This window comes from Clostridium sp. (genome assembly GCF_016650095.1).
Classification (GTDB): domain Bacteria; phylum Bacillota; class Clostridia; order Clostridiales; family Clostridiaceae; genus Clostridium_AD.
Genome location: NZ_JAENWL010000082.1, coordinates 1 through 11,496, shown reverse-complemented (window position 1 = coordinate 11,496; position 11,496 = coordinate 1). Strand labels below are relative to the sequence as shown.

7 protein-coding genes and 1 pseudogene are annotated in these 11,496 nt (G+C 31.9%); 4 read left to right on the top strand and 4 right to left on the bottom strand.

What is annotated here, in order from left to right:
• Positions 1 to 382, top strand: a pseudogene (locus tag JJE11_RS07020) (sugar ABC transporter permease); the annotation flags it as partial.
• A 94-nt stretch (positions 383 to 476) separates the two neighbouring features.
• Complete coding sequence (locus JJE11_RS07015; RefSeq protein ID WP_291633983.1) at positions 477 to 749, top strand: hypothetical protein; 273 nt, start codon at positions 477 to 479, stop codon at positions 747 to 749.
• Between the two features lie 70 nt (positions 750 to 819).
• Here the strand turns inward: JJE11_RS07015 and JJE11_RS07010 are convergent, their stop codons facing one another.
• Positions 820 to 2,463, bottom strand: coding sequence for an ammonium transporter (locus JJE11_RS07010; protein ID WP_291633981.1), 1,644 nt, complete (start codon positions 2,461 to 2,463; stop codon positions 820 to 822).
• A 566-nt stretch (positions 2,464 to 3,029) separates the two neighbouring features.
• Between JJE11_RS07010 and thrB the strand changes: the two genes are divergently transcribed.
• Positions 3,030 to 3,947 carry a homoserine kinase gene (gene thrB, locus JJE11_RS07005; protein WP_291633979.1) on the top strand — a complete coding sequence of 306 codons (918 nt, stop codon included), beginning with the start codon at positions 3,030 to 3,032 and terminating at the stop codon, positions 3,945 to 3,947.
• A 153-nt stretch (positions 3,948 to 4,100) separates the two neighbouring features.
• Here thrB and dsdA read toward each other — a convergent pair whose 3' ends face one another.
• From dsdA to JJE11_RS06990, 3 genes are all read right to left on the bottom strand, one after another.
• Positions 4,101 to 5,468, bottom strand: a complete 1,368-nt coding sequence (dsdA, locus tag JJE11_RS07000) for a D-serine ammonia-lyase (RefSeq protein ID WP_291633977.1) — start codon at positions 5,466 to 5,468, stop codon at positions 4,101 to 4,103.
• A gap of 153 nt (positions 5,469 to 5,621) precedes the next feature.
• A complete protein-coding gene (locus tag JJE11_RS06995) occupies positions 5,622 to 7,688 on the bottom strand; it encodes an ABC transporter ATP-binding protein/permease (RefSeq protein ID WP_291633975.1) in 2,067 nt (688 codons plus the stop codon).
• A 12-nt stretch (positions 7,689 to 7,700) separates the two neighbouring features.
• On the bottom strand, positions 7,701 to 9,788 hold the full coding sequence (locus JJE11_RS06990) for an ABC transporter ATP-binding protein/permease (protein ID WP_291633973.1): 2,088 nt from the start codon (positions 9,786 to 9,788) through the stop codon (positions 7,701 to 7,703).
• 418 nt (positions 9,789 to 10,206) lie between these two features.
• Between JJE11_RS06990 and JJE11_RS06985 the strand changes: the two genes are divergently transcribed.
• Positions 10,207 to 11,496, top strand: a 1,290-nt coding sequence (locus tag JJE11_RS06985; RefSeq protein ID WP_291633972.1) for a transcription antiterminator, incomplete at its 3' end; no start/stop codon positions are given.

Here is an 11,496-nt window from a genome sequence, read left to right as displayed (position 1 = left end):
TTATGCACTTGGTGGAAATGAAAAAGCCGCTAGACTTTCTGGAGTAAAAACAAAATGGATAGTATTTTTGGTTTTTGTTAATATGGGAGTGTTAAGTGCTCTTGCAGGATTAGTTTTTGCAGCAAGACTTAATTCTGCAACTCCGAATGCAGGTGTTGGCTTTGAACTTGATGCAATTGCTGCTTGCTTTATTGGAGGAGCATCAACCGCTGGTGGTATTGGTACGGTTATGGGCGCTATAATTGGCGGTCTCTTTATGGGAGTTATGAATAACGGAATGTCCCTTATGGGAGTAGGAATTGACTGGCAACAGACAATTAAAGGATTGGTATTGTTATTTGCTGTTGCATTTGACGTATACTCAAAATCAAAAACAAGTTAAAGTAATTTAGTATAAATATAAATAAAGAGGATTTGTATAAGAATTTGTACAAGTCCTCTTTATTTAATAAATAATAGAGAGAAGGGGAGTCGTTATGTTCTCATCCGATACTATATTAGGAATGATGGTTATTGCAGTTGGAGTATATGCAATTGTATTTAATAAATATCCTGGTAAAGAAATTTCTTATGAAAATGCAAAGAAGAAATATAATACAGTTAATGAAAGAAGAGTTGCTTTATTTGATGGAATATTTTGTATAATATATGGTATAACATATGCATCATTGGGAATGATTTTTTTACTAATACTAATGTTAGCTTATTATCCAATAAGGATAATATTTTTAAAACTTAGGATTATATAAAGAAGTAAGGCTGACACCATATGAAAAATGATGTCGGCCTGAGACAATTAAAGATATTTTTGGTAACGGTTTATTTTATAGCATCGAAGTCCTCTTCACCCGTTCTAATTTTAATAACCTTATCTACATTATATACAAAAATTTTACCATCTCCGATATTTCCAGTGTAAAGAGATTGCTTAGCAGTTTTAATAACCAAGTCTAATGGTATTTCGGCAATTACTATCTCCACCTTTACCTTAGGAATTAATTGCATTTCTAATTTAACGCCTCTGTAGTATTCAGCATTGCCCTTTTGCATTCCACATCCATAAGCGGATACTACTGTCATACCTGATATGCCGATTTTTTCCATTGAAGCTTTGAATGACTCAAATTTGTTTTTATTCATTACGACAACTACTTCTCTAACCTGCTTATCGGAAGATTCATCATAATTATCAATTTTAACAGGTATTGCTTCAGATACTGGTATACTTGATATTACTGTTGTTGGCATGAAATCTGCATAACTACTTTCTAACCCATGTTCTTCAATGTCAAGTCCTGTGACCTCTTCTTCTCTTGATACTCTAAGACCGACAGTGGATTTAATTATAGTAAATAAAATTGTCATAGAAATTGCAACCCAAGCAATTACAGCAATAACTCCGGTTAGTTGAACTCCTAATAAATGAGCACCATGACCGTAGAACAAGCCTTCTTGTAATGAGAATAACCCTACTAATATAGTGCCTGCAGCACCACAGAATCCGTGAACTCCAATAGCGCCAACTGGATCATCAATCTTTAACGTTTTATCTATAAATTCAATACCGAATACAACTACAAAGGCAGCAATAAGTCCTATAAACAATGCGCCTATTGGTGAAACTGCATCACAACCTGCAGTTATTGCAACGAGGCCAGCAAGGGCTCCGTTAAGTGTCATTGAAACATCTGGCTTCTTATAAAGGAACCAAGTTAATGCCATTGTAGTTGTAGCTGATACTGCTGCTGCTATATTTGTAGTAACAAATATAGTACTCATTGCGAGTAAAGCATCATCCCCGGTTGCAGATAATGTTGAACCTGCGTTAAATCCAAACCAAGCGAACCAAAGAATAAATACTCCAAGTGCTCCAAGAGTTACACTATGACCTAGAATAGCCTTAGGCTTTCCATCTTCATCATATTTGCCAATACGAGCGCCAACAATCTTAGCTCCTACAAAGGCTGCAACACCACCAACCATGTGAACTGCAGTAGATCCAGCAAAGTCATGGAAGCCTAATTGTGATAACCATCCGCCACCCCATATCCAGTGTCCTGATATCGGATATATAACTGCGCTAATTGCAGCAGAATATATCAAATAAGATGAAAATTTCGTTCTTTCTGCCATTGCTCCAGATACTATTGTGGCAGCAGTTGCACAAAATACTGTTTGAAAAATCAAGAATGCATATGTTGGAATAGTTGAAGAGTAATCACCTTGTACAAAAAGGTCGAGTGTACCAATAATTCCATAGTTGCTAGCTCCAAACATAAGTCCAAATCCTAAAACCCAGAACACTATAGTTCCTAATGCAAAATCCATTAAGTTTTTCATTATAATGTTACCTGCATTTTTTGCCCTAGTAAATCCCGTCTCTACCATTGCGAACCCTGCTTGCATGAAAAATACTAAAACTGCTCCGAGTAAGACCCATATGGTATCTACCGATGAATACATAAAATTGCCACCCCCTTATAATATGATACTTATCCGACATTATCATTAACTGAATATATACCTTTGTATGGAATAAATTTCTTAAAAAAATAGTATTAATGCTTTGAAATACATTTAACACGTTTGATTATAAGATTTATATTATATTAAATTATAAATGTTAAATTGTCAATACTTCAATTGTGCGAATTTTTGAGTTTTTAACACAATTTACAAATATCTTATAAATGAGTATGCGCCAATGATTTCAGATATATATACAATGTATACCTTTTCTTATATTAAAATAATATGAAGGATTTAACAAATACGCTGTCAAAAATATTTATAATATTTTATTTATTTGCAGTAATTATATTTTATTATTTAGTATTCTTGACACAACTTAAACTAGGGAATAAGATTAGATTCATACAAATCAGTATTTTAGATGTACATTAATTACATAATCAAAAAAAATGAAGAAATAATTAAGGAGATGGTAATTATGTTTTTTAATAATGTAGAACAAGCAAGGAAAGTAATAAAGCTAGAAAAGTGGATAAATCCTACACCACGGTTGGATTATGTTTGAGATTAAAGTACCTGCTACTAGTGCTAATATGGGACCGGGACTCGATACTCTTGGAGTTGCGTTCAAATTATATAATAGATTTATAGTTGAAGAGATAGAAACTGGACTTGAGATTTTCGGCTGTGATGAAAACTTTGCAAATAGTGATAATTTGGTTTATGCTTCAATGTTAAAAACCTTTAAAAAACTTGGGAAAGCTCCAAAAGGTGTTCGATTAACATTTAAAACACAAATACCAGTTAGCGGAGGCCTTGGAAGTAGTGCTACATGTATATTAGCAGGAATTACTGCTGCTAATAGGTTATGTGGAGATATTTTAACAAGACAAGAGGTTTTAAATTTTGCTTGTGAAATTGAAGGCCATCCGGATAATATTACTCCTGCATTGGTTGGAGGTATGACTGTTTCAATTATGAATGAGGGAGCTGCCTTTTATAATAAAATACCAATTAGTGCAGGCGTAAAATTTTGTGCAATAATTCCGGAGTTACAACTCTCAACGGGGGATTCAAGGGAAGTGCTTCCAGAAACAATACTTTTTAAGGATGGGGTTTATAATATAGGAATGGTTTCAATGCTCATTGTAGCCCTTGTTAATGGCGATTACAAAGGGGTGAAACTTGCTTGCAATGATAAACTTCACCAGCCATATAGAACTGGATTAATAAAAAATTACTCTGAAATCACGAATTTTGTTAAAGATAGTGAAGCACTAGGAGTATTTCTTAGTGGTGCTGGACCAACAATTATGGTGATTTTAAAAAAGGATGATAATAATACTGAAGAAAAGCTGAAGAAATTTTTGGAAAGCTTATCAGGAAATTGGAAAACCTTAAATTTAGAAATTGATGAGGAGGGTATACAAATATGTGAAGTTCAGGGTAATAACGGAACTTATTTTTGTTTATAGATTTGATAATGAGCGACTAAAAAATAATATTTATTTAATTAGTAGAATGATTTCCGAAAATAATAGATAGTTAATAAAAGCCTTGCAGATTAGTGCAAGGCTTTTACTTAGCTCATTTAAAACAATTGTGCAGTTTTATTTTCATGCCCCTTATTAATAATTCTTTAAAGCTTGTAATCCTAGTCTATAATATTCATCCATAGATTCTTTTGGAACAAGGCTTCCACCTGTAGCCCACGCTATATGTACTGCATTTGACATTTTGTCAGTTAAACTATTTTTCTTTAGATATTCTAAATGAGATTCATTTTTAAATAACTCGACAATTCCTGGAATTCCAGCGCAAGCTGAAGGCTCTAAATAAATTTTTTCAGTGTTAGCTAAAGTGCTTAATAGCGCATGTAATTTATCATCCTGAACTGTATAAATACCACTCAATAATTCTTCTAAAGTTTTCCCCACAAAACCAGAGGGCCTTCCAACAGCTAATCCATCAGCAGCAGTAATATTATCAATACCGAAGTCTTGAACACATACTTCTTCATTCTTTTCTGTCATCATACCTAAAAGCATACATGGAGAATGGGTTGGTTCTGCAAAGAAGCAGTGGACATTGTCTTTGAATATTAATTTTAATCCGAAAGCAACGCCACCAGGGCCACCACCAACTCCACATGGGAGGTATACGAACAGCGGTTTTTCTGGATTAATAACTATATTCATAACCTCTAATTGTTTTTTAAGTCTCGATGCGGCAACACTGTAGCCTAAGAATAAATTCTCGGAATTTTCATCATCTACAAAGTAGCTCAGGGGATCTGCATCAGATAGCTTTCTTCCTTCTTTAACCGCTTCGCTGTAATCTGACGCATATTCAACAACAGTAACACCTTTACTTCTTAAAAGATCTTTTTTCCACTGTTTTGCATCTGAAGACATATGAACGATTACTTTATAGCCTACTTTTGCACTCATTATGCCAATACTTAATCCGAGGTTTCCTGTAGAACCTACTTGAATAGTATACTGATTGAAGAATTTTCTGTATTCATCCTGTGCTAATTTTGAATAATCATCTTCGAGTGTTATTAAATTGTTTTCTAAAGCAAGGTCCTCAGTATGTTTTAATACTTCATATATTCCACCTCTAGCTTTAATAGAACCTGCGATTGCAAGATGACTGTCCATTTTTAAAATTAAATCACCAGGTGTTTCTTGTGCAAACATTTTTGAAATAGCTTGTTGCATATTTGGAATTCTAACTATTGGAGATTCTATTATGCCATTTTTATCTTTGGTTTCTGGAAAATGGGCCATTATAAACGGTGAGAAACGATTTAATCTTTCCTCAGCGTCTTTTACATCATGTTCTGTTAAATTTATTTTTTTCATAGCTTCATCAAAAGCAGTATATTTAGGATTAATCCAAAATACCTCTTCATCATTTATCATATTATTTATTAATGGAAATCTTGAAGTCCATTCCGGTATAGTTTTACCTGCAACTTGGTTCTTTTTCATAATGATTACCTCATTTCGTTAAATATATTTCAACTTTATTAAGAATAGTATAACAAATACATAGGATATTTGATATAAGAAAAGGTTAAAAAAATAAGGTTGTCTCAAAATGATTATTTAAATATTTTGAGGCAACCTTATTTTACTTTTATCTTATCTACTACGTAATGCATCTATAGGATCCATTTTTGATGCCCTTAAAGATGGATAGAAGCCTGAAATCATACTTAATACTACGCAAAATAATAAAATCAAACCAGCATCTGCATGTGGCAGTTTAGCAACTTCCATATAAGGAGCATTCTCCGAAATATTCTTTAAAAAGCTATAAACTGCTGTATTAATGATTTTAGATATACCTAAAGTAAATGCCAATCCTATTCCTGCAGATAACACACCAATAATGAAGGATTCTGCAACAAAAACATTTAAGATATCTCTTTTTCGTGCACCCACTGCACGGAGAATACCTATTTCATTAATTCGCTCAAGTACAGAAATATACACAACAATTGAGATCATTAGTGCTGCTACAAGAATAGATATTCCAGAAAATCCTAGCAAGACATAGCGTATTTGTTTCATTGCTCCATCAACTTGTGAAGATATGGTTTTCAAAGCTGAGTCAAATGTGTATTTATCTTGAGACTCATTTAATTTTTTGAGCTCTGAATCTATATCTTTAGTATTTTTGAAATATAAGACTAGCGCATTACTTTCTAAAGTTGTTTTATCTATGTTAAACTCTTTCTCATAGAAATTAATTGGCCAATCACTTGTTGCATAATAGGTGTCTATTAAAGTTGTAGTATTAGCGATTCCAGCTATTTTCCAAGTTTTTACGATTGGTGCTTCAGGGCTGCTCCCTTGCTCATTATGTGGATTAGAGCCCTGCTTTAGATAGCGCACGTATATATCTTTACCAATTAAGTCCACAAGAGCACCACCATTTTTTTCTAAATCCTTAGCGGTGGAAAGTGAAATAACAATTTCATTTGTGGAACCTACCTTTGGAAGGTTGCCATACTGAATATCATTTTTAACATCCTCATGCACCCCTGGAGTCATCATCATAATCAGTTTTTCTCTAGTAGTTTGTTCTGACATTTTAGACATAAGTTTTTCATCTTTAATTATGGTTTGATCTAAAGAGTAAAAGGTTGGAATAGGTATTCCGTTGCCTCCAATTTGGAAGTTATAAGCATATATATTTTTACTTAAGGACATAACTGGGTTTATATCACTATATTTTATAGGTTTAATATCTTTTAGCGCCTTATTACCATTTTCTTTTAACCCTACAGTTATTGCATTTGTTGGGAATATACCTTTGATCTGATTATTAACTGCACTAGTAGTACCAGAAGTAATAGCTATAGCTAAAGCAATTCCACAAATTCCTATAGAAGTACCAATAGCTGTTGCCAGGGTCCTCCCTTTTTTTAACCAAGCGTTACGAAGTGACATTTTTAATGCTGCTAAAAAGGACATTTTCGATTTTGTTTCGACTTTTTCTAATTTAGAAACAGCAGTTGATATAGAGGCAATATTTTCTTCGATGGAAATTATCTTACCATCTTCCATATTTACAATTAAATCTGCATAAGTTTCTGCAAGGTCAGGTGCATGAGTAACCATGAGTACTAGCTTTTCCTTTGAAATTTCTTTTAATAATTTCATAACCTGCTCGCCAGTTTTAACATCTAAGGCTCCAGTTGGTTCATCAGCTAAAATTATTTCTGGATCATTAGCAAGAGCACGAGCAATAGCCACACGTTGACGTTGTCCTCCTGATAGAAGGTTTACTTTCTTTTTCATTTGGTCTGTTAGTCCAACTCGCCCTAGAAGGCTTTGAGCTTTTCGTGCTTTATTTTGCTTCGAGGTTCCGGATAAATCTAAAGCTAGTTCGACATTTTGAATGGAGGTTAGTGAATTAAGTAAGTTAAACTGTTGAAAAATAAAGCCCACTGTATTTTTTCTATAAGTGTCTATTTCTTTTGCTCCTGCTTCTTTTAAAGATTTCCCGTTAACAATAACATCACCTTGAAAATCCGCATCTAATGCTCCTATTAAATTCATTATTGTTGTTTTTCCACAACCTGAGGGTCCAACAATCGCAACTAATTTTCCATTAGGTAAATCAAAAGAAACATCATCTAATGCTATAACCTGGTGTTTACCGATTTTATATGTTTTTCTTAGGTTTTTAATTTGTAACATTTATTACTCCCCCTATTCATCACGCAATGCGTCAATAACTTGAATTTTGGTTGCTCTTTTAGATGGAAAGTGTCCCGCTAAAACTGCAACTAAGATGCTGATAATAATTAGACCGGCAATAGTTACAAAGGGAATTTTAATATCTGTAAATGGAATACCTGTTAATGGGATATTTACAATATTATCTGCATTAATATTTAATACATTATTGATTATTGTATTAGCAATTGGCTGTACTATAAAAGCCACGAGGACTCCAGTGACTCCTGCAAAAAGACCAATCAAGGCAGACTCAGCTTTGAAAATACGAGCAATATCTTTATTTCTTGCTCCCACAGCTTTTAAAATACCTATTTCCTTTTTACGTTCAAGCACACTTGAGAAAATTACAATACCTATTAAAATTGTTGAAACTACTAAAGCGAGTGAAATAAATACAATCATAACTGCCTCAGCCAAATTAATTAAAGTCTTAATAGCAGTTTTGACCATAACAATTTGTGAGGTTGCAGAGAATCCCTTTGCCTCAGTCATTTTACTTCCACCAATGCCACCATTTTCCTTAGCATTGATATAATTCAGTACAGCTTCATTGTTATGAACATCTTTTATAACCACTTCTGCTGTGACGTTACGTTTCTCTTTACCCACAAAATAGCCATCATTTTTAAGCCATGTATTAACTGCATCATAAGAATAATATACAGCAGCTGAGCTTAAGGCTATTTCATTTACAACTCCAACAACTTTAAAATCTTGTGTATATTTTTTACCTAGAATTTCATCTCCAGTGATTGGATTTGTGCTTTTTTCTTGGATTACTACCTTAATGCTTTTACCAATAGCTTTTGAATAATCATCTGTATCTGGATTCATGCCAAACTTCTCAATGATTTTTTTAGCCATATCTTTATTTACTAATAATTCATTCTTATTGTCCTTTGGTACACTACCTTTTAGTACATGGTCAATGTTTGAAAGATAATTTTCACCAGCTAGCGAATTAAAGGTAATATCCTTTAAAGTTTCATTATTTACTTGATAAGAAGTAATATTTTTAACATTTAAGTCCTCTCTAACTGTTAATACGTCGGGATTTTTCTTAATACTATCATAGACATTTATATTCTTAGGATAATCGGTCGTTTGTAGTGATGCATCTTTAAACTTCATAGAAACTTGTATTATGTTAGCGGTAGCAAAAGAATTTGTTTGAAGATCTATATAATTAGTTGCACCGTTACTAAGTCCGATAACTAATAGGATGCCTGCTATTCCAATGGAACCAGCAATAGTTGTTACGATTATACGCCCCATTTTCTGTTTAATATTTCTAAGGGATAGTTTTATGGCATTTCCAAAAGACATGCTACTGTCTTTCTTTTTAAGCTCTGATTTTAAACTATTTATTTCAGATTCATCAATTTTTTCGTCCTTTTGAATTTTTCCATCTAGAATAGCTACTACACGTGTAGAGTATTCATATGCAAGTTCTCGATTATGTGTAACCATAATAATTAACTTATCACGAGCAACATCTTTAATAAGCTGCATAATTTGAATTCCTGTCTTTTTATCTAAGGCGCCTGTTGGCTCATCTGCCAATATTATATCTGGGTCATTAGCAAGTGCACGAGCAATAGCTACACGCTGTTTTTGCCCTCCAGACAATTCTCCTGGCTTATGTTCCATATGTTTTTCGAGCCCAACCTGTTGCAATAAGTTTTTTGCACGTTCAATACGATCCTTTTTTGATAGACCAATTAAATTCATAACAATTTCGACATTTTCTAGTGCAGATAAATGTTCGATTAAATTAAAGGATTGAAAAACAAAACCTATATTATTTTTACGATATAAATCCCAATTCTTTTTTTTGTATTTTTTAGTTGATTTTCCCTCAATAATTAAATCACCTGAAGTTGGCTTATCAAGGCCAGCAATTATATTTAAAAGTGTGGATTTTCCACAGCCTGATGGTCCTAGAATTGAAACAAATTCTCCTTTTTCAAAATTAAGATTAACAAAACTGAGAGCGTTAAAACTTTTATTTTTGTCAATTGTATATTCTTTTGAAAGATTGTTTAATGATAAAAGCATAGATAACTCCTTTCGAATACATTAATGTATATTTATCTTTAGTATTTATAAATCTATAATAAAATTGTTTATTAAATAAGCTATATCAAAATTTATTTCTTCATTATTATGCACTAGGTTATAAAAAAATATCAATTATTCTACTTATGTATATATTAAGGAGAATATATACATCATGCACTGTATTACATGTGAATTTATATTGAGAATGAAAGTAAAAAAATTACCAAAAGATAATAAAGAGATTTTGTAAATGTTATACTGAGTGTAAGATATAATAAAGAAGTCTAAAAAATAAATTTGATAAAGCATTCTTTTTAAGAATTTACTGAGATTTTAAATTATTATATGTAATTCTATTTAAAATATAGGTGTTAAAAGGTATAAGAAAAAATACATTAGGATAGGGGTGGGTATTTTGACAGAAAAACATTTCGGACCACGTCAAAAAAAAATATTAAATTTCCTAATAAATAGAAGTGATTGGGTAAAAGGAGCTGAGATAGCTCTTGAGTTTGAAGTAACAGATAGAACGGTGAGAAGTGATATTGCATACATAAATGCTACATTTAAAGAAAATGGTTTAATTATTACATCGTTCAATAGAAAAGGATATTTTATTATTAATAAAGAAAGAGCAATGGAAATTTTAGAATCTATACTTAACGGTTTTCCTGTTTATCCTGAAGAGAGAGTTAACTTTATAATAAAGAAACTCATTTTTGAAAAAAAAGAGATTAATATTTATGAATTGGCCGAAAGTATGTTAGTTAGTGAATCTACTATTGAAAATGATTTGAAAAAAGTTAAAGATATTATTGTAGCAAATAATAGAAAGGGAAGCATTATAAAGCAAGGAATGAACATTTTTTTACTTGGAAGTGAGAAATGTAAAAGGTCCCTTTTGAGCGAGTTGTTATTTAAAGAAACTTATGGTAACTTTCTGGATTTATCAAAGTATAAAAAGTATTTTGAAGATTATAATCTAGATAAAATTAAGATTATGTTGCTTACCATAATGAAAAAGTATAATTATTCTATAAATGAAATGTCTATAAATAATCTTATTATTCATATTGCAATAACATTAGATAGAATTAAACATAAAAATATTCTTAATGATTCAGAATACATTGGATATAAAACCGATTCACTAGAATATGAAATGGCAAAGGAATTTTGTGACCAACTAAAGGTTACCTTTAATATAGATTTCGCAAAGCAAGAAATTGATTATATATCTTATCTTTTTCTGGGAAAGAAGATAATTAAAAATGTTTATGAGGAGCGTAGTGAAATTAATGCTGTTATTGAATCTTACTATATAGATTTAACGGAAACCCTTATTAACTCTATATACAATGAATTTGGTATAGATTTCACAAAGGATGATATTTTATTTATAGAATTAGTTTTACATATAAAAGATATGCATTCGCGTTTGAAAAATAATGCGATTATTCGAAATCCGGTCTTAGAAGATTTAAAACGGAAATATCCATTAATATTTGAAATAGGAGTTTTTACCTGTAATGAATTTTATAAAACTGCTAATATAAAGGTGGAAAATGAACATGAAATAGGGTTTATAGCGCTTCACCTTGGTGCTGCTTATGAGCGATTGAGGAGAAACACTAATTCACTAATAAGAGTAGCATTAGTATGTTCTACGGACTATTCTATTTCTAACTTACTACACTCTAAAATC

What these genes read in the sequence shown, in the direction of transcription:
- JJE11_RS07015 (WP_291633983.1), top strand. Translation starts at nt 477, where the DNA reads ATGTTCTCATCCGATACTATATTAGGAATGATGGTTATTGCAGTTGGA.
- JJE11_RS07010 (WP_291633981.1), bottom strand. Translation starts at nt 2,463, where the DNA reads ATGTATTCATCGGTAGATACCATATGGGTCTTACTCGGAGCAGTTTTA.
- thrB (WP_291633979.1), top strand. Translation starts at nt 3,030, where the DNA reads ATGTTTGAGATTAAAGTACCTGCTACTAGTGCTAATATGGGACCGGGA.
- dsdA (WP_291633977.1), bottom strand. Translation starts at nt 5,468, where the DNA reads ATGAAAAAGAACCAAGTTGCAGGTAAAACTATACCGGAATGGACTTCA.
- JJE11_RS06995 (WP_291633975.1), bottom strand. Translation starts at nt 7,688, where the DNA reads ATGTTACAAATTAAAAACCTAAGAAAAACATATAAAATCGGTAAACAC.
- JJE11_RS06990 (WP_291633973.1), bottom strand. Translation starts at nt 9,788, where the DNA reads ATGCTTTTATCATTAAACAATCTTTCAAAAGAATATACAATTGACAAA.